This window comes from Mesorhizobium sp. M8A.F.Ca.ET.165.01.1.1 (assembly GCF_004792065.1).
GTDB lineage: Bacteria > Pseudomonadota > Alphaproteobacteria > Rhizobiales > Rhizobiaceae > Mesorhizobium.
This window is the reverse complement of record NZ_SRTH01000029.1, coordinates 1-18985: the sequence shown is the minus strand read 5'-3', so window position 1 is coordinate 18985 and position 18985 is coordinate 1. Positions and strand designations below refer to the sequence as shown.

Sequence of the window (18985 nt, the reverse complement as noted above, 5' to 3'; positions counted from 1 at the left end):
TGAGTTGATATCTGTTTGGTGATTCAGGGTGGCAGGAGGTGCTGCCTTGAGTGATTTGCTGATGTTGACGCCGGAGCAGATGCGCCGGATCGAGTCCTATTTTCCTTTGTCGCATGGTGTTCCGCGTGTGGATGACCGCCGGGTGCTGAGCGGCATCCTGTTCGTGATCCGAAATGGCCTTCGCTGGCGAGATGTCCCTTCCGACTACGGTCCGTACAAGACCATCTACAACCGCTTCATCCGCTGGAGTCGGCTGGGTGTGTTCAACCGCATCCTAGCGGAACTGGCCGCGCAGGGCGGCGAAACGGACAATCTGATGATCGATGCCACCCATCTCAAAGCGCACCGCACTGCCGCCAGCCTCCTTAAAAAACTCTATCCCGATGTATCGGACGCAGCCGAGGCGGACTGACCACCAAGGGACGTCCGCGGCTGCTGCATCTGAGCGAAGGGCAGACCAATGATCACAAGACTGCTGCGGCCGTGATCGAGGATTTGCCCGCCGCCAACGCCCTGCTGGCCGATCGGGCCTACAGTTCAGCGGCCTTCCGCCAGGCGCTCGTCGAGCGCGGTATCAGGCCATGCATCCCACCCCATGCCAAGCATCGTGTTCAGCACAGCTATGATCCTGTCCGATACCGGCAACGTCACAGGATCGAGAACATGTTCGCACGCCTCAAAGACTGGCGACGCATCCACACCAGATACGACCGATGTGCTCACACCTTCCTGTCGGCTATCGCCTTCGCTGCAGCCTTCATCTTCTGGATCAATGAGTCCTGACCTAGCTACATGTTTGATCCGGGGCTTTGATGGGGCATCCTTATCTTTCGAATCAAAGGATGCCCTATGGACCAAGTTCTCCATGGGAGCGCCATAACGAAATCAAAGGCGTGCCTTGCCATCATTCATCTCGCTGCTGCCATCAAAGTCTAACGCCTTATTCCTAGGGGTCGTAGGTAACAAGGAAGAATTCAGATACCGTCTTGTGCAACCAGCACCTAGGCGGGTTAAGACTTCGTGTGGGCTGAGGCCCACAGCTTCTGCAAGGTCATCTAAGGTAAAATCATTTCCCAGTAATTCCACAAAGTTACCTGGCCCACAAAGCGCTTCTGGAACATCTGTTATATCAATTGTCATGTTCTCCATGCATATTGTTCCGATTAGAGGGGCCGAATAACCTGCGAACCGAGCTGATATCTTGTTCGCGCAGGCCCATGGAAGGCCATGTGTGTAGCCGATCCCGACGGTCGCTACGCGGGTAGCTCGACCCGTACGAAATGTCGCACCGTAGCCAACAGCCTCCCGCCTAGCGACATTGCGCACGTCGAGTATTTTCGCTCGGAGCCTTGCAACCGCTTGCAGCGGATTTGGTCGAATGCCAGCATCGTTGAGCCCGTACAGGGCTGAGCCCACCCGTACCATGTCGAAATGATAGGATTTACCTAGCCAGATACCGGCGGACGCTGCGAGACTGCCGCAGGTGGGCTTAATCAGATCGTAGATCGCCCGGAAGCGGTTCCGTTGCAACACATTAGTTGGGTCCGCAACGGTTTCGCTGCACGCTAGATGGCTGAGTACGACCGAAGGGGGATACATGTCGAACGTACCAGAAAAATACGCGCGACGCACGTCCGCAATGGCGAGCCCAAAGCGGGAAAATCCCGTTTCCACGTTAAGAAAATATGTCTTCGTTCCTGTTGCAATAACGGCTTCCAATTCGGCGCAATTGTTCACAACCGGTATGAGGTTATTGGATTGGTAGAATCTACCAAATTTCGCGAAATCATCGCAAAAAACCGCGATTGCCTCGTCTACATGGGACGATCTTAGAAGCAGCGCTTCCTCAAGATTGCCGACGAAGAGCAGATCGCAGCCGACATGAATAAGCGCCCTTGCAATCTCTACAACACCAAGTCCATAGGCGTCGCTCTTGACGACAGCGGCGACCCTTACGCCTAACCCAACGAGGGCCGTGATGGCCCGGAAGTTCGCCTGAATAGCCCCAAGATTGATTTCAAATATAGCATTTCTGGGGCGAACTAACGGCAACATCTTTTGCTCTCCAACAGTCCCGTTTTTTATAAACCTCGCCGCCCCGCGATGCAGCCTACTATCCTAGGTAGGCGCGCGAGCTGAGATTGCCGTTTAAAAAGGGGCGCCGTCGAAGCACGGATTAGACACTGGTTAAAGCGGACTGAGACGCAAGCAGTCGCTTCGGCAGGGCACTTGCACGCAGATGACAAAGCATAGTCGTTCAACTGACTAGTAAGCTGTGTTCTGGATAGGGCAGTTGCTGCGCAGCTCTTCGTGCCAAAATCCGCCACAAGCTACTGCTGGTTTCACGCAGTCAGGGCGAAAATCTCGGCACCGGCTGCGAATACAAGGTATTGCGTAAGCTTAGATCAATCAATTTTTGTTAAGGGGTTGGCATGAGCGAACAATCTGAGATCCTTTACGTTAGTGAGCCGAACCTTGACCCGGCCGAATTCTGCCGCGTGTTGGCCGAATCCGGCTTCGGGGCGACCCATGGCGAGCTTCGGCTGCATGCGATGCTCCGCCAAGCCGACTTGGTGCTGACGGCCCGGCTCCATCGGCCGGGGCGGAAGCTGGTCGGAGTACTTCGATGCGTTACTGACTTTTCCTGGATCTGCTACGTCTCCGAGCTTGCCGTATCGGCGTCGGCGCAAGGCCTCGGCATCGGCAAGGGCCTCCTGTATGAAGCCCGCCGGCAACTCGGGCCTGCTGTGGCCATAGCTTTGATCTCTACACCCAACTCTGTCGGCTTCTATGAAGGGATTGGATTGACGCGCATTTCAGACGCATTCTGGTTAATGCGCGAATGCTAACCCAAATGAGGTGAGTACGACGTTGCAATGTCCACCTATACAATAATTCGACGTTCGTCGAATGCTTGCCGGAATACGGGGTGCATGTGTCTGACGCCGGCCATCTGAAAACGCGATGGGACCGTCCGGGACATTATGTTGGCGAACTCAAGATCAAGTGGTGCATAGTCGGCGCAGCAAATCCAACTGCCATCAACGATGTCCGAAAATCGAGCGAAGTGAAATGCAGATCAAAGACGTCCTCCTTGCGCCTGGCAATGGCGCTTTTTTCTATGACGATCAGGGTGCCATCAGGGCCGGCGCGCCCCAGGACGGTTTCGTCTATAGCGGCGAGGCGACAGCGATTGGGTTCACGTCCATCCGCGTTCCGGCATCTTCGCTCAGCATCGGGCTTGCTCTCACCGACGGGGCCGTGGTTTGGGGTGACATGATGAGCGTTCAATATTCTGGTGCTGGAGGACGAGATCCTTTGTTTGAGAGTGCTCAAATCTCGGAGTTAACCTCGCGTATAGTCGTGCCCCGGCTTCTCAATGTCGACGTATCTCGTTATCTCGATGCCTGTGCAAAGGTTTTTGAGCCTCTCCAGCACCAGCGGTTACCTCTCGCGATTGAGTATGGCGTTAGCCAGGCGCTCCTTCGCGCCTCGGCCCATCTTCAAAGTACCACGATGGCGGAAGTCGTTTGCAGTGAATTTAACCTGCCGCTGCCAATTCGCAGGGTTCCGATCTACTGCCAAAGCGGCGATGCTCGCGAAATCAACGTCGACAAAATGATCTTGAAAGCGGTAGATATACTTCCCCACGGCCTGATCAACTCACGGCAGAAATTCGGCGTCGAGGGCCAGGCCTTCATGGAGTTCGTGAAGTGGGTTGCGGCGCGGACGCGCGAAATTGGCCGCCCGGGGTATCATCCGGTGCTGCATTTCGATGTGTATGGCTGGATCGGCCAGGAAATCAGCCTGGAGCCGCAACTCATCGCCGACTTTATCTGCAGGGTCGCCGACGCTGTTCCGGGTTTCACCCTCAATGTCGAGTCCCCGGCGGATTTTGGTTCGACGCAAGCTCAAATTGAGAACTACGCCAAGATCGTATCAATTTTGGACAACCGGGGTTCCACCGCTCGCATTGTCGTGGACGAAAGGTGCAACACGCTCGAGGATATTCGGCTCTTTGCCGAAGCGAAGGCCGCGCATCTCATTCAAATCAAGACGCCTGATGTCGGCTCATTGGCTGACACGGCACGTGCAGTGCTCCTGTGTAAGGAGAACAAGGTAGGCGCGTACGTTGGAGGAAGCTGTACCGAGACAGATCTCTCTGCCCAGGCTTCCGTCCACATATCGATGGCGACCCAGGCAGACATGATGCTTGCGAAGCCTGGAATGGGAGTCGACGAGGCATTCTCGATCGTGGGCAATGAACAGAATCGGTTGCTTGCGATGCTGAATCGTCGTCGGGCTCAAAACGAAAATGTTGGATGAAGAGCGCGGTGTTGCATGCAGAACTCTCTTGAGGGGATCACTGTCGTAGCTGTGGAGCAGGCCGTTGCTGCACCGTATGCATCGTCTCGTCTTGCCGATGCAGGCGCCCGGGTGATCAAGGTTGAGAGGCCTGAGGGAGACTTTGCCCGGAAATACGATAAGTTGGTGCGGGGGCAAAGCGCCTATTTCGTTTGGCTCAACCGGGGTAAGGAGTCAGTATGCTTGGATTTGAGGTTGGAGGCGGACCGTGCTGTGCTGGACACGCTTGTTGCTGCTGCTGACGTCTTTATCCAGAATCTGAAGCCAGGCAGCATCGAAAAACTCGGCTTCGGATCTGCGGATCTGCGTCGCCGTTTTCCGCGGCTAATCACCTGCGACATTTCGGGATTTGGGGAGGGGGGGCCATTTTCTCACCTCAAGGCCTATGATCTCATCGTCCAAGCCGAAACCGGTCTGTGTGCGATCACCGGGACGCAACAGGGACCCGCCCGTGTGGGTGTGTCGGTTTGCGACATCTCGGCAGGCATGACGGCACATAGCGCCATACTTCAGGCGCTGTATCATCGCGAGGTCACTGGCGAAGGGGCTAGCATTCAGGTGTCCCTGTTCGATGCCGTCGCCGATTGGATGAACGTGCCGGTCCTGCAACACGACTACAGCAGCTACCACACGGTACGCGCGGGCGTGAAACACCCCTCGCTGGCGCCTTATGGCGCCTATCGCTGCGCCGATGGCAAGGACGTCATCTTTTCCGTGCAGAATGACCGGGAATGGGTGAATTTCTGCGAGAAATTCCTGAAGCGGCCTGAGCTCACGCGTGCACTTGGTTTCGCCGACAACATGGAGCGCCTCGGCCACCGTCCTCAACTTGATGAGATAATTGAGCTGCGGTTTTCCGAGCTGTCCTGCCACGAAGCGATGCAGGAGCTTGAGGCGGCCGGTTTGGCATATGGGCGACTGAACGAAGTGGCGGACATTTCAAAGCATCCACACGTTCGCAGGGTTGAGATTGGCACACCTGAAGGAACAGTAGAGACGATCGCCCCGGCGGCGATCTTCAACTCTGAGCGCCCCTCGCTGCGCCCAGTTCCGGGCCTTGGTGCGCATACGGAGGCTGTCCGCGAGGAGGTTCGAGCAGGTTTGCGCGCAAGAGCCGCGTCAGCATGAGCGTGCCTGTTGTCGGGAAGGAAGCGCGATCGCGATTCACAGAGTGCATGCCTAGTCCTGGCCCCTCTGGGTGCCACGGCCGCCCAGCAAACTCACTGACAGCGCCCACGCTAGAATCGACCGCAGAGGCGACTTCATGAATGACGCCGTTCAGGCCGTTGAAAGCCCGATGTCTGTTCCCCGCTGGAGATCTCTGCTCTTTGTTCCCGCTCATGTTCCGCGCTTTGTGGAGGCGGCTCATGAGCGCGGGGCAGATGGCGTCATACTCGACCTTGAGGACTCCGTTCCCCAGGATCAAAAAGGTGAGTCACGGCGCCAGCTTTCTGCATCCGTGGCAAAGGTGGGCCGCAGGGGCGCTTATGTTTTAGTTCGCGTGAATCGCGGTTTGCGTGCCTTGGCGGCCGATCTCGATGCAGCCGTAGTAGCGGGTGTTGATGCACTTGTCCTTCCGAAGACGGATTCGGCAGCGTGGGTAATAGAGATCGCAAATGCGGTATCGGAACTTGAACGAGAAAGAAATCTTGCGGTGGGTCGAATCCGGTTCCTTGCCTTGATCGAGACCCCGGCAGCATTACAAAGTCTCTCAGCCATTGCGTCGGCCCATCCCAGGATGGTTGCAATGGCGCTGGGTCCTGAAGACTTCAGTGCCTCCGTTGGCGGTGCCCCGGAACTCGACCTTCTTTTGACACCGAACCTTTCTGTTCTGTTTGCCGCTCGCGCCGCTGGCTTGCTACCGCTTGGTTTCATAGGAAGTATCAGCGAGTTCTCAGACAATGATAGACTTCGTGAGGCCGCGGCCCATGCGCGGCGGCTTGGCTTTACCGGGGCTTTGGCGATCCATCCAAATCAGGTTGCCATATTCAATGAGGCTTTCTCACCAAGCCCACAGGAACTCGAGTGGGCCCGTCGTGTCCTCGCGGCGGAAAAAGATGCGACGGCGCAAGGCAGAGGCGCGTTCGCATTGGACGGAAAGATGGTCGATCCACCGGTTATTCGAAGGGCCCGAGAAATCATCGCGACGGATCCGGGCGCCGAGTTGGCCGTTTGAGTCCTCAGCGGGTTGATCAACAAGACTGGGACGACGACAGCAAGCGTCAGCAGCTCGGCACAATTATTGCTGTCGTGCCATCACATTTTAAGATAGATTGCGTCAATTGCAGTCCGCCCTCGGAAGAGTACCCGTGGAAATCAGGCAGTTAAGATACTTCGTCGGCGTGGTCGAAGCAGGCAGTTTCACGAAGGCCGCTGGCTTTCTGAATGTCGCCCAGAGTGCGCTGAGTCTGCATGTACGCCAATTGGAGGAAGGCTTCGGCACTCAGCTGCTGATACGCGACAGAACCGGCGTGAGCGTGACGGCGTCAGGAGCCAAACTGCTCGAGCGGGCGCGGGCAATTCTCAAAGAAATTCGACTTACCGAGGTGGAATTGACCAACACAGCCGCTTCCCCTGCCGGGGAGGTGACTATTGGGATTCCGTCTGGAGCTGCTCGCGTCCTGAGCGGTCCGCTGCTTGAGGCGGTGAGACACGAACTGCCCAAGGTGTCCCTCAAGATGGTCGAGGGTATGACGGGACCGCTAGAGGAATGGATGGCGGCTGGACGCTTCAATCTGGCGGTTCTGTACCGCACAGCAGACAGTGTGGGGCGAATGACGGTGCTAGCGCGCGAAGACCTTTGTCTGGTGGTTCCGTCCGGCGAGCCACCGTTTGAAGATGCGATATCGCTGGTCGACCTGCATGAATTCCCCCTGGCGGTTCCCATGCGCAACAACAATGTCAGGCGTTCGGTGGCTGATGTCGTCGCACAACACGGTTGCGCGCTGGACGTCAGGTTTGAAGTGGACTCCCTCTCAACGATCATCAACATGGTCGTAGAGGGAAAAGCGCATTCTATTCTCGCCCCGTCTGCGGTTCAGAAAGAAGCCTCCCAAGGGCTGGTCCGGACTGTCAAGATCGTCGATCCGGTGATTACTCGGTCCGTGGTGCTCGCTGTAAATCCCAAAGATGAGCGTTCTGCGGCCGTTTCTGCGGTCTGCAAGCTCATTCCGAAGGTCGCCAGAAAATTGATTGAAATCCGGGACTGGGCGGCGGTGGCGCCTGAGGCGACCTGACAAACTAACCTGTAAAGCTGGGCATGATCTTTTGCGGCCATAAGGACCAGCCCGATCTGGATTCCAGATGGATTTCGGCAATATTCGATATTTGACCCGCCGCGACCATCGCGATGAAACTGGCTCAAGCGAGTTCAGCAGTTTCGATATCGAAACTGCGCTCGTATGCAAGAATTCAGTCAAGTGGAGCCCGTGATGTCCGACGCCAAGAGCTACGAGCTCTTCATTAATGGCAAATGGCGAGCCGGTGGTAGCCGAGCCACTTTGCCGGTGATCAACCCGGCGACGGAGAAGGTATTTGCCTCAGTGGCCTCGGCTACGGTTTCAGACTTGGATGAAGCTCTTGCCTCGGCAGAACGCAGCCGCAAGGCGTGGTCCTCACGACCCGCCAAAGAGCGTGGCGAGATCCTCGTCTCTGCCGCCAGCATTCTGGCAGAGAAAGCTGGCGCCGCAGCCAGGGACCTGTCGTCCGAACAGGGAAAGACGATTGCCGAAGCGACAGGAGAATACGCGCGCGCAGTCGAAACGCTGGAATGGAATGGCCGGCATGCCGATGAGTTGTCGGCCCCGATTCCGTTGGGCTCGAACAGGATGATAGCCCCCGAGCCGCTCGGTGTCGTCGCTGCATTTACGCCATGGAACTATCCGGCCGTTCTTATCGCCCGCAAGCTCGCCCCCGCGCTGGCGGCAGGCTGCCCGGTGATCCTCAAAGGGGCCGAGGAGACGCCAAGTGTGGCTGTCCATATCGTGGAATCTTTGCGTCAAGCAGGGATACCAGAAGGCGTGGTCAACCTGGTGTTCGGTGTTCCTGTGCATATATCGCGGCATCTGCTCAGTTCGCCAATTGTGAAAGTCTTGACGTTCACGGGGTCGACGGCTGTTGGAAAACAGCTAGCCACGCTGGCCGCGAATAATCTGCAGCGTTGCATCCTTGAGCTCGGTGGACATTCCCCGGTTATTGTGTGCGAAGATGCGGATCTGGCAAGGGCGATACCGGCTATTTCGGAATACAAATTCGAGTGCGCGGGCCAGAGCTGTAATGCGCCCAGCAGGATTCTTGTCGCCCGGTCCCGCTATGAGGAACTCCTGTTCCGGATGACGGAGGCGGTCCGAAGAATCAGGATCGGACCACCGGATGACCCTGCAACGCAAATGGGGCCAATGGCAAACGCGCGGCGAATAGAGGCCATGCAGCGCCTGACCAAGGATGCGGTAGAAGGCGGCGCCCGCATCGAGACCGGTGGCATCCCCCTTGACCGACCGGGGTTTTACTGGCCGCCAACCATCCTGACGGGCGTACCGAAGCAAGCGAGAGTGCTTCATGAAGAGCCGTTCGGACCGATTCTCACCGTGGCGCCTTTCGATACGATCGAAGAGGCGATCGAGGAAGCCAACGCCACCGAGTACGGTCTGGCCGCCTACTTGTTTACTGGCGCGGCCGATACGCAACAGAAGCTTATCAATGGTCTCTCTGCGGGCGCAGTTAGTGTGAATTACCTGAAAGGGGTTTCCGCGGATGCGCCTTATGGGGGCGTCAAGCAAAGCGGCTATGGATATGAAGGCGGCGAGCAGGGGGTGCGAAGCTTCCAGATTTTGAAAATGGTCAATGGCCTCGGTTCGTTTGGATAAAATCCGGTGGGAAACAGAACACGGACCATCGCAGGTCGCGACATCACAAGGAGCGTCGCCGACGCCCTTCAGTACATCTCGTACTATCATCCTCCAGATTATATCCGGTCTCTTTCTCACGCATACACGCGAGAACAGAGCCCGTCGGCGAAGAATGCCATAGGTCAGATTCTGCTGAACTCCCGCATGGCGGCCTTTGGGCGGCGCCCGATCTGTCAGGACACCGGACTTGTGGTTGTCTTCGCAAAGGTCGGCATGGATGCCCGCATTAAGTCAACAGCCAGTTTCGCTGATCTTGTGAATGAGGGCGTACGTCAAGCCTATCTCGATCCGGACAATCCCCTTCGGGCATCGATCGTTGCGGATCCCCTCGCTAGACGGGTCAACACCCGCGACAACACGCCGGCAGTTGTCCATGTCAACTTGGTGCAAGGTGACCAGATTGAGATCACTATCGCCGCAAAAGGCGGCGGGTCCGAGAACAAGGCACGTTTTACCACCCTTAATCCCAGCGCCTCCGTTTCCGACTGGGTGGTCAATACCGTTTCGACCCTGGGCAGCGGATGGTGTCCGCCTGGGCTGATCTCTGTTGGTATCGGTGGTAGCGCTGAAAAGGCGATGCTGCTGGCCAAGGAAGCCATGAACGAGCCCATCGATATGGCGGAACTAATCGCAAGGGGGGCGTCAAGCCCGGAAGAGGGACTGCGGATTGAGCTTTATGAGCGGATCAACGCGCTTGGCATCGGCGCCCAAGGGCTTGGTGGTCTGACGACAGTCGTTGACGTCAAGGTTGCGACCTATCCTACTCATGCGGCGTCCAAGCCTGTGGCGCTCATCCCGCAATGCGCCGCCAACCGGCACCTGAAGTTTACTTTGGACGGCTCTGGACCCATCAGGCTCCAGCCGCCCGATTTGCGCGAATGGCCCGACATCGGAGCCGACGAATTGAACCCAGCCGGCGTCCGGCGGGTCAATTTAGATACGCTGACGAAGGAAGAGACGGCATCGTGGCGCTGCGGTGAAACGCTCCTGCTGTCTGGAAAGATGCTGACGGGCCGTGACGCTGCCCACAAACGAATGGTCGAGCTGATCGATGCCGGCAAGCCGCTTCCGGTCGATCTGACGGGACGCGTGATCTACTATGTCGGTCCCGTCCGGGCAGTGAGGAATGAGGTCGTTGGACCCGCCGGTCCAACAACCTCCAGCCGCTTGGACGATTTTACGGACAAGGTGCTCGCCGAAACCGGCCTTTTTGCGATGATCGGCAAAGCGGAAAGGGGACCGGCGGCCATCGAGTCGATTATAAGACACAAAACGCCCTATCTTGCTGCAGTGGGTGGCGCTGCGTACCTGATTTCAAAATCGATTAAGAAGGCGCGGATCGTTGCCTTTGAAGACCTGGGCATGGAAGCCATCTATGAATTCGATGTGCAGGACATGCCTGTTATCATGGCCGTCGATGTTGAGGGAAACTCCATTCACAATTCCGGGCCTCTCGAGTGGCGTAGGCGTATGGCGGCCGACAGCATCGCACGCAACATCGGCGTTTGAATCTTCCCAGTTAGGCGATTTCGGCCAGACACCAGCGTCAAATTGTTGGGCACGCCGTACGACGAGCGGCATTTGCGGTGCCTTGCGCCTCGGCGAGCCGGACGAGCAAGGCCTTCAATTCACCCCAATAGCTGAATGTGCCACTGAATACTGCATTGAGTATGCCGTCCACGCGATCGAGGCTCGAATGCAGTCGCGCGTCTATCAAGTACGGTAGCGGGGATTCAAGAAAATGGGTTATCTATTTTATTTATCAGAAGGTCTCTGCCGCCGCCGACTTCCTCTCCAGCTGCACCATTGCCCGTTAGGCGCTGGGGCGATAGCCAAATTACTTCTGCAGCTTTTCTCAGCGGATCGCTCTCCTTAGCTGATTTTCATACCCATTCTAGCACATCTCGGGCCTGGAACGGATGCCTTCCACTGCTACATTCGGTCGTTTCAATGATAATAGAATTGATCGGCACACGGCGCGCTGTCGATCGCTGCTTGAGAGCAACAGGTTATGAAGTCGAAACCCGATCCCGTGCAACTCGACAGTTGGGACGTCCGGATTCTCTCCGAGATTCAGGCAGACGGTCGGATTTCAAAAAGTGAGCTTGCAAAACGAGTTCATCTTTCGGCGTCGGCCTGTTCGGAGCGGCTCCGAGCACTCAAGGCCGCAGGAATTATTGAGGGATTTTATGCGCGACTGAGTCCTGCACTCGTCGGCGGCATGATCTTTGTGATGGTAGAAGTCGTGCTGGATCGCCATCGTCTTGAGGACCAACGAGTCTTCGAAACTGCAATCCAAGAGATTCCGGAAATCCTGGACTGCTGGGCAATTGGGGGGCGCGTGGATTATTTGATGCGGGTCGCATCTCGTTCTATGGCCGCCTATCAGGATTTCATGGAGGGACTGCTGCAGGCAGGCTTGGGGATTGATCAATACTATAGCCTTGTCGTCACGAAACCAGTGAAGTCCAATTCACCGATACCTTTGTCCGCCCTGAGGCAACGGTGAAAGCGAAAGTTTAAGTTTCAACGGCGTTTGGCACGGATCCCGTAGATTCGTCGGCAAAAGGCGCCCATTCCGACGAAACTCAAGGGACATTTGCGGTATACTAATTGCTGGAAAAAGGTGGCCGAGCGCTATCCGCCAGTTGATGGCGAGGAAGGACGATGCGCTTGAGCAATCTGGAACCGATCATTCCAGGAGACGGATCGAAGCAGCCATCGGACGCACTTGGCCAGCACGGTTACGGCGAGAAGCCAAACCGGATCGTGCCTGGTTGAGGAGGCGTCCATATCTAAGATGCGAAGTGCCGAAAAAATGCCTCTACCGCTACTTCAAGGGGGGAACTTTCGCCCTGGATTGGCGATCAGTGGCGATTGAGCTTAGTCGCGGTCAGCGCATCCGTGTGGGGGGGGCGAAATCTACAGCGAGGGTTTGGCAAGCCGACGGGTAGCGGGAGTGCAAGCTGGCCCGCTCGGCCCTGGCGACCAACCCGGCCCTCGACGCCTGCGGACATTCGGAGATCGCTCCATCGCGTTTTTACGTCGTAAGTTCGTTGCTGATCGAGATTAGGAGATCGTCTGTCCTGTTTGACATCGCTGGTCTCGCAGCCTTCTAAGCGAGGAGCATGGCTGTGCCGGGGTCGCGTAGGTGGGTGACAAGGCCGGTCACTCCTGCCAGCCGACGTGGTCTTTGAGAAGGTGGAGGTTGCGCTACCGGCTGGAGAGCATGGTGCCAGTTTTCACAAGACAAGGGTCGCTTAATCGAATGGGCGTCAAGTTCATAGATTGCGAACAGATCATGGGGGATTTGAATAGTGCTACTGACCGAGGCAGAGCTGAAAAGAGTTGCGAATGCCAGTCGAGGACATAGAGCCGCATCGATCGTTCTAAAGGAAGAGACGGCCGCAGCTACAGCCAGATCTTCATTCGACGTTTTTCTGTCACATTCTTTCAAGGACGCAGAGATCATTCTCGGTGTGAAGCGAATTTTCGAGGAGCTTGGGTTCACTGCTTACGTAGATTGGGTCGAAGATTCACAACTGGACCGCACAAAGGTCTCCTCGGCCACCGCCGAGTTGCTGCGGACCCGTATGAGGCAGTCAAAGACGCTAATCTATGTGCATTCAAACAATTCTCCAGAATCCAGATGGATGCCTTGGGAGCTTGGCTTTTTCGATGGGTTTCGGACCGCGGTAGCGGTTCTGCCCGTGGCAAAAAATTCTTCGGAAACATTCTCCGGGCAAGAATTTTTGGGCCTATACCCTTACATTGATGGGACAGGACCTGCATTCCTGTTTATGAACAGAGGGACCGCGCCTCGCTCAAGAATAGGCTCTGTAAGCTCGACTGCTAACCTCACGTTTGCCAAATCCTGGCTTAAAGAATTTACCGCCACAAAATAGACTGGTGTGCTTCAAAAATGAAATATCCTGGACTCTATAATAGCGCCGACGTGGCATCCAACGAGCAGCAGGCGACGTTTCTCCGCCTGATCCGGGCAGAGTACGTTCTTCTTTTTTTAGCGTCGGTGCTCTCTTTGGACTTGTCGCCATCAAAAGCCTATTTCGGTGTCTATGCTGCGGTATTTCTTTGCTCAATGGGAGTCCTCATTTTCCGGTCGGTCACAAAGCCCGAGCAGGTCTGGTATCAGGCTCGAGCTCTTGCAGAGTCGGTGAAGACATTGACTTGGCGCTTCGCGATGCGAGCACAGCCGTTCGATGACGCGCGCGCCGCTGACGCCAGAGCTGATTTTCGAAAGCTCATGGAAGGTATCCTTGATAGCAATCGTCACCTTGGTAGCGCGTTGAGCGGCACCGATTCAGCATCCCCCCAAACAACCGACCAGATGATGTCGATAAGGGACTCCCCGCTAAAAGAAAGAAAAGACATATATCTGCAGAGACGAATCTGCGACCAGCGGAAGTGGTACGAGAAGAAGGCGCGCTCGAACAAGAGGTCCGCGAAAGTCTGGATGGGCCTTGGTATTTTTGCATACGCTCTGGGATTCTCGTTCATCGTAGTACGCATCGCTGACCCCGCGATGCCTGGCTGGCCGACCGAGCCGCTAATTGTCATCGCCGCCTCGCTTATCGGGTGGACCCAGATCAAGAAATTTAACGAATTGGCATCGGCTTACACGTTGACAGCTCACGAGATCGGCTTGACTGCCGACCTTATTACGGACGCCAACTCGGATGAGGCATTCTCCGCCGCGGTGAACGAAGCCGAACTGGCTTTCTCACGGGAGCACACCCAGTGGGTTGCTCGTCAAAACAACTAAGAGACAACAATGGCATACAGCGATCCGACCTATGTAATATTTGACGGCGATGAAGACGCTTGGGCATACCGCTTTATGAAAGGGTGGAATGCCAGCGAGAATGTGAGTTTTGAATTCGCGAACGCTCACGATCTGGACAATATGACGAGCCGAGCACAGGACGAAGATTATGTTAAACGCAATCTTCGCAACAGAATGAATGGATCGAGCCAGGTACTTGTCCTGATCGGTGAGAAAACGAAAAACCTTTTTCGCTTCGTGCGCTGGGAAATGGAATTGGCCCTTGATCTAGGTCTGCCGATAATCGCAGCAAACCTTAACGGCTCGCGGCAACAAGATGCGAGCTGTCCGCCTATCATCAGGGACAAATGTGTTGTGCACGTGCCGTTCAAGATGAAGGCCATCAAGCACGCGCTAGCCAATTGGCCCAGCGAATTTCATCGGCTTTCAAACGCTCAGCGTGGCGATGGCGCCAGGAGCTATGGCGAAAGCACCTATCGCGATCTCGGCTTATAATCGCCCACCTAAAAGCACTTAGCCGCCAAAACATCCTCGCCATCCGCTGGCGGCGACTAGCCTTAGCAACGTCCCCCAGCGTGTTCCGAGCTTGCCGAGCGATGATAAGAAGAGACGTCCGATTTGCTGAGTTTGGCTGAAAGCTGCAGGTCATGTGCAACCTATTAGAGGAGCCCCGCTCGAAGCGTCGGATCGTCAGACAAGATCATGTCGCGCGAGGGCGCTGGTTTCGCGAGGAAAAGGAGCGGCTGTTCGATGTTTGAGGCTTGATCCAGCGTTTCGAGACTGCACGAGCGGCCAGCATTGATGGAGGCAGCTTTTCAGGCCGCGCAATTCTGTCGGCTCGCCCCCTCCTGCGAGCCGCAGCTCGGCTCGCCCTGCGCAGCAACCACGAATTTGCGATCGCAAGAAAGGCAACACGCTCACGATAGAACTTGGCGGCGCTGGTCGGCTGCGAATCAAGATGTCAATGGCAAGGAGCTCTCGCCGCGCGTCTTTGCCGGGCCGAACCTTCTGGCTATGCTCCTTCGAGAAGTCTGCCGAGCACCAGCCGCCGCACCGCCAAAGCGATCAATATGCGCGAGGGCACGACCTCAGCCTCTCAGCGCTGGCCAACCAGGTTGGAGCCTGTGCCGCGGCACGGAACCCGCTGCCTGCTGATCGAGGCGAATGTGCTTTGCCCCTGATCACCTGCATTACCACCCTTGGGAACGGCAAGACCGATCCGGACCGTCAGAATGTAAGGGATGACCGGCAGTTCGGCGGAACATGGCCGCCGGCGCTCTATCGTGCCTCGCGCGGCCGGCGGGAACAGCGTCCCGAGCGCTATTCATCCGTCAATATCGCCCGCTAATCGGGCACTATGCTGGGCGCATGCGCGTCGTAAGCTGTTCGTGTTTGCATGACGCGCCCCCGACCCTCGGCTAAGGCGAACGTGACGCCTTAGTTTTCACGGCAATTCGGGCCGATCCCGCGAATTTCACGGCGAATAACCTGCATTCCCGAGAAACTCAAGGGACGTTTCCGGTATGCTATTTGCTAAACAGGTGGCTGGCCGAGTGCCCTCCGCCAATTTATCGCGAGGAGAGGGACATGCGCTTGAGCAATCTGGGAACCGAGCAACTCCGGGAGAAGGATAGAAGCTTCGTCTTCCATCCTTCTACGCATTTGGCCAAGCACAGCCGAGGCGAAACGCCAAATAGGATTATGGCCGGTGCGGAAGGCGTCTATATCTGGGACACCGAAGGCCGAAGGAGCCTCGACGGTTTCGGAGGACTCTACTGCGTCAACATGGGATATGGATGCACGGAGATCGCCGAGGCCATTGCCAGGCAAGCACACGAATTGCCGTTCGCACACGTCTATGCCAGCCAAGGTACGGAGCCGGTCGCCCTGTTGGCAGAGGCCGTGGTCGAGTATTTCGGTCAGAACATGCGAAGGGTCTATTTCGGCCTCTCCGGTTCCGATGCCAACGAAACCAACATCAAGCTGGTCTGGTACTATAATAACATTCTTGGCCGGCCCGAAAAGAAAAAGATCATCTCGCGAAATCGCGGCTATCACGGGTCTGGATTGGTCACGGGTAGCCTAACTGGCCTTCCCTTCTTTCACAATTTCTTCGACCTGCCTCTGGATTTGGTGCGCCATACAACCACGCCGCACTATTACCGCCAGGCGCGTGTCGAGGAGAGCGAGGAAGCGTTCTCCCGGCGCTGTGCCGATGAGCTTGAAGCCTTGATCCTGGCCGAAGGACCGGAAACGGTTGCAGCTTTTATCGGAGAGCCGGTACTTGGGACAGGAGGTATTGTGCCGCCCCCCAAAGGGTACTGGACGTCCATTCAAGCGGTGCTCGACAAATACGATATCCTTCTAATCGCGGATGAAGTGGTCTGTGGCTTCGCGCGAACCGGCGAGAAGTTCGGTTCCCACCTGTATAACATGCGTCCGGATTTCGTGACCATCGCAAAGGGTTTGAGTTCCGCCTACCTCCCCATCTCCGGGTCAATCATTGGCGACCGTGTCTGGTCGGTTTTGGAACAAGGAACTGAGAAGCACGGCGCACTCGGCCACGGCTGGACATATTCGGGGCACACGCTTTGTGCCGCAGCCGCGCTCGCCAATATTCGACTGCTTAAAGAAAAAAATATTCTGGAGCATGTCCGCGATGTTGGACCGTATTGGCAAGACCGGATGAAGGCCGAGCTGGCGGGACATCCCATCGTTGGTGAAGTTCGCGGAGTGGGTATCCTGTCGGCCGTGGAGATGATGCGGGACCCAAAACAAAGGATACCATTCGAACCCGACCTTCAGGTCGGGGTGCGCACTGCAGCTGCTCTGTTTGAGAATGGCGTCATCGGACGGGCCATGCCGCATGGCGACATCCTCGGTTATGCCCCCCCCCTGATCATTACCCGAAAAGAGATCGACATCATTGTCGACGCGACGGTAAAGTCGGTCGATACCACCTATCGCGCGCTGAAGGCCGAGGGTGCCGTATGATTTTGCGATCGCGAAGGAGCGAGTCCGGAGGCAGGCATGTCCCTGCGCGCTACTGCGCCGAGCAGACCCAAAACTGTTGAATTCCAGATATCTGATCTTGAGCATGCTCCGGGCTATTTCAGTCACGATTTGTAACCGAATCAGTTCTGCCGCCGCTGTCCTGTTGCCCAACGACCAGGACCTCTGTGCGGCGCGCCCTGCGGGTGTACCTCCCCGCCGGCAGGGCGCCCTTTTTGACCCACGTAATCAGTATCATTATGGCCCGTGCGGGATCGAGGGTCTGGTAAAGGTCATCTGCACGTTCCGATGCAGATTGAGCTTAGACGTGCCCTTTACATCATTGCAGCGGGCCATAATCATTGCGGTGAATTTTATCACGTCAGGTATATAGAAGGACGATACTCACACGCCACCCCGTTCACAAGGAAAGGCATTTTAATATTGTTGAGACGATTTGCCTATCAAAGAAAAGAAAGCATCGCAACACTTCTTTGCGGATCACGGCGCCCCGGGTGGGGGATGAGCGGCTATCCGAATTGTTATGCTAATGCCGACCCAAATTCCTGCAAAAGCTGGGGTCAATGATGGCTTTTGGTCAGCGCAGGATGATTTCTCCTGATTTGGTCGGTGCAGGGGCGGTCATGATTTAATGCATGGAGATTCTCTGATTGAGCTGTTGAGATCATGAGGCGTCTGCCAGACGCCCATCGGGTGAGCCCAGCATGATTGGGATGACCGACGAAGATCGAAAGTGTGGCAGCATTCTGGAGCCCGGTCAGCCCAGCGACGCCCGCGAATTCAATCACGTTTGTCGGGACATACACGACGCAGCCGGAAGGCGTGCAGAAAGAGGAAGAATCGAGCGCGACGATGACGAGGCACATGCCACTTGTTTTCGAGACATTCCTTGAAAGACTGTCACAGAGTATCGATGAGGCAGATTTCCGGGATGCCATGGCTGAGGCGGCCGGACGACTTGACCTAATCTTCTTTGCCTACCTCTCCTTGCCAGCACGGCCTTCCGGCAAACCGAGGTTAATTTCAAACTATCCACCCCGCTGGACCAGACAGTATCTGGAAAATCAGTATGAGAAACTCGATCCTGTGGTCTTGCGTGCTCGAAATGGCGGCTGCCCGTTTCACTGGGGATCGAATTTGGGAGGCGATAAAATGTCGCCGGCTCAACAGCAGCTATTCGATGAGGCGGCTCAATTCAGCATCTGCTGCGGTTTGACGATCCCAATTGTCGATCTCCGCGGCCGCATCGCTGCGGTTACTTTTGCCGCCGATGAGCCTCGTCCAGTATTTCTTCGGGTCGCTGAGCGGTACGAACAAGCTCTTCAACTGATGGCGGCCTGCTTTCATCGTTGCGTTCGCCGCAAATTGCCGAGCGATCGAACAGTGGATGGGGTTTCGCTGACATCCCGCGAATATGAGTGCCTGAGGTGGGCAGCGCGGGGTAATTCAGCCTGGGTGACCGGCCGCATCTTGGGTATCAAGCCACGCACGATCGCTTTTCATTTGGACAATGCCAAGAAGAAGCTAGGCGTGCGAACCCAAAATCAGGCTATAGCCCTTTTGGGGTCCGAAGGGTCCTCAATTGTCTGAGAAGCTTTTTGATCCCCTTGTGCTCGGGCCATTCGATCGCGCGCTTTGTATCGAGCGTTGACTGGATGCCGAGATCTTCTGTTCCGCCGGCTCGGGCGATGCAGCCGTATTCTTCCAGTCCGCGCCGGTGATCATAGTCTATGGGTGCTCGAGCGGGTGTGTCGTCGCTGACGAGCTAGTTGTGGAGCCTCAACAGGTTGTCCTCGGTTAGAGCGAGGCGACTGATAGGTGTTTTGGACTTTAGGCTCCCGTGGGGACGGTGCCAATTGTATCTGTGCAGCCAGACCGGCAACTCTGCGGCGCGGTG

14 protein-coding genes and 2 pseudogenes are annotated in these 18985 nt (G+C 56.3%); 14 read left to right on the top strand and 2 right to left on the bottom strand.

What is annotated here, in order from left to right:
- Nucleotides 1-46 precede the first annotated feature (46 nt).
- Nucleotides 47-783 (top strand): annotated as a pseudogene (locus tag EN808_RS34065) (IS5 family transposase).
- Nucleotides 784-885: 102 nt separating this feature from the next.
- On the opposite strand, the gene alr reads toward EN808_RS34065, so the two are convergent.
- Nucleotides 886-2055, bottom strand: a complete 1170-nt coding sequence (gene alr, locus EN808_RS34060; protein WP_126080665.1) for an alanine racemase — start codon at nucleotides 2053-2055, stop codon at nucleotides 886-888.
- Nucleotides 2056-2432: 377 nt separating this feature from the next.
- Between alr and EN808_RS34055 the strand changes: the two genes are divergently transcribed.
- From EN808_RS34055 to EN808_RS33995, 13 genes are all read left to right on the top strand, one after another.
- Nucleotides 2433-2849, top strand: coding sequence for a GNAT family N-acetyltransferase (locus tag EN808_RS34055; RefSeq protein WP_126080666.1), 417 nt, complete (start codon nucleotides 2433-2435; stop codon nucleotides 2847-2849).
- 223 nt (nucleotides 2850-3072) lie between these two features.
- Nucleotides 3073-4326 (top strand): methylaspartate ammonia-lyase, encoded by a 1254-nt coding sequence (locus tag EN808_RS34050; RefSeq protein WP_126080667.1) that lies wholly within the window; start codon nucleotides 3073-3075, stop codon nucleotides 4324-4326.
- A 15-nt stretch (nucleotides 4327-4341) separates the two neighbouring features.
- Complete coding sequence (locus EN808_RS34045; RefSeq protein WP_126080668.1) at nucleotides 4342-5493, top strand: CaiB/BaiF CoA-transferase family protein; 1152 nt, start codon at nucleotides 4342-4344, stop codon at nucleotides 5491-5493.
- 136 nt (nucleotides 5494-5629) lie between these two features.
- Nucleotides 5630-6541: a CoA ester lyase gene (locus tag EN808_RS34040; RefSeq protein ID WP_126080669.1), complete on the top strand. Its 912-nt coding sequence runs from the start codon at nucleotides 5630-5632 to the stop codon at nucleotides 6539-6541.
- Between the two features lie 133 nt (nucleotides 6542-6674).
- Complete coding sequence (locus tag EN808_RS34035; protein ID WP_126080670.1) at nucleotides 6675-7601, top strand: LysR family transcriptional regulator; 927 nt, start codon at nucleotides 6675-6677, stop codon at nucleotides 7599-7601.
- 195 nt (nucleotides 7602-7796) lie between these two features.
- Complete coding sequence (locus tag EN808_RS34030) at nucleotides 7797-9230, top strand: NAD-dependent succinate-semialdehyde dehydrogenase (protein WP_126087044.1); 1434 nt, start codon at nucleotides 7797-7799, stop codon at nucleotides 9228-9230.
- A gap of 6 nt (nucleotides 9231-9236) precedes the next feature.
- Nucleotides 9237-10781, top strand: coding sequence for a fumarate hydratase (locus EN808_RS34025; RefSeq protein WP_126080671.1), 1545 nt, complete (start codon nucleotides 9237-9239; stop codon nucleotides 10779-10781).
- A 502-nt stretch (nucleotides 10782-11283) separates the two neighbouring features.
- Nucleotides 11284-11781: an Lrp/AsnC family transcriptional regulator gene (locus EN808_RS34020; protein WP_126080672.1), complete on the top strand. Its 498-nt coding sequence runs from the start codon at nucleotides 11284-11286 to the stop codon at nucleotides 11779-11781.
- Nucleotides 11782-13194: 1413 nt separating this feature from the next.
- Nucleotides 13195-14055, top strand: coding sequence for a DUF4231 domain-containing protein (locus EN808_RS34010; protein WP_126087045.1), 861 nt, complete (start codon nucleotides 13195-13197; stop codon nucleotides 14053-14055).
- A 9-nt stretch (nucleotides 14056-14064) separates the two neighbouring features.
- Nucleotides 14065-14571, top strand: a complete 507-nt coding sequence (locus tag EN808_RS34005) for a TIR domain-containing protein (RefSeq protein ID WP_126080675.1) — start codon at nucleotides 14065-14067, stop codon at nucleotides 14569-14571.
- 676 nt (nucleotides 14572-15247) lie between these two features.
- Complete coding sequence (locus EN808_RS36595) at nucleotides 15248-15424, top strand: hypothetical protein (RefSeq protein ID WP_164781893.1); 177 nt, start codon at nucleotides 15248-15250, stop codon at nucleotides 15422-15424.
- A gap of 239 nt (nucleotides 15425-15663) precedes the next feature.
- Nucleotides 15664-17070: an aminotransferase gene (locus EN808_RS34000; protein WP_063169303.1), complete on the top strand. Its 1407-nt coding sequence runs from the start codon at nucleotides 15664-15666 to the stop codon at nucleotides 17068-17070.
- An 870-nt stretch (nucleotides 17071-17940) separates the two neighbouring features.
- Nucleotides 17941-18678 carry a LuxR family transcriptional regulator gene (locus tag EN808_RS33995; RefSeq protein WP_082826574.1) on the top strand — a complete coding sequence of 246 codons (738 nt, stop codon included), beginning with the start codon at nucleotides 17941-17943 and terminating at the stop codon, nucleotides 18676-18678.
- Between the two features lie 175 nt (nucleotides 18679-18853).
- On the opposite strand, the pseudogene EN808_RS33990 reads toward EN808_RS33995, so the two are convergent.
- Nucleotides 18854-18985, bottom strand: a pseudogene (locus tag EN808_RS33990) (IS481 family transposase); the annotation flags it as partial.

What these genes read in the sequence shown, in the direction of transcription:
- EN808_RS34045 (WP_126080668.1), top strand. Translation starts at nt 4,342, where the DNA reads ATGCAGAACTCTCTTGAGGGGATCACTGTCGTAGCTGTGGAGCAGGCC.
- EN808_RS33995 (WP_082826574.1), top strand. Translation starts at nt 17,941, where the DNA reads ATGACGAGGCACATGCCACTTGTTTTCGAGACATTCCTTGAAAGACTG.
- EN808_RS34050 (WP_126080667.1), top strand. Translation starts at nt 3,073, where the DNA reads ATGCAGATCAAAGACGTCCTCCTTGCGCCTGGCAATGGCGCTTTTTTC.
- EN808_RS34000 (WP_063169303.1), top strand. Translation starts at nt 15,664, where the DNA reads ATGCGCTTGAGCAATCTGGGAACCGAGCAACTCCGGGAGAAGGATAGA.
- EN808_RS34005 (WP_126080675.1), top strand. Translation starts at nt 14,065, where the DNA reads ATGGCATACAGCGATCCGACCTATGTAATATTTGACGGCGATGAAGAC.
- EN808_RS34020 (WP_126080672.1), top strand. Translation starts at nt 11,284, where the DNA reads ATGAAGTCGAAACCCGATCCCGTGCAACTCGACAGTTGGGACGTCCGG.
- EN808_RS34040 (WP_126080669.1), top strand. Translation starts at nt 5,630, where the DNA reads ATGAATGACGCCGTTCAGGCCGTTGAAAGCCCGATGTCTGTTCCCCGC.
- EN808_RS34030 (WP_126087044.1), top strand. Translation starts at nt 7,797, where the DNA reads ATGTCCGACGCCAAGAGCTACGAGCTCTTCATTAATGGCAAATGGCGA.
- alr (WP_126080665.1), bottom strand. Translation starts at nt 2,055, where the DNA reads ATGTTGCCGTTAGTTCGCCCCAGAAATGCTATATTTGAAATCAATCTT.
- EN808_RS34055 (WP_126080666.1), top strand. Translation starts at nt 2,433, where the DNA reads ATGAGCGAACAATCTGAGATCCTTTACGTTAGTGAGCCGAACCTTGAC.
- EN808_RS34010 (WP_126087045.1), top strand. Translation starts at nt 13,195, where the DNA reads ATGAAATATCCTGGACTCTATAATAGCGCCGACGTGGCATCCAACGAG.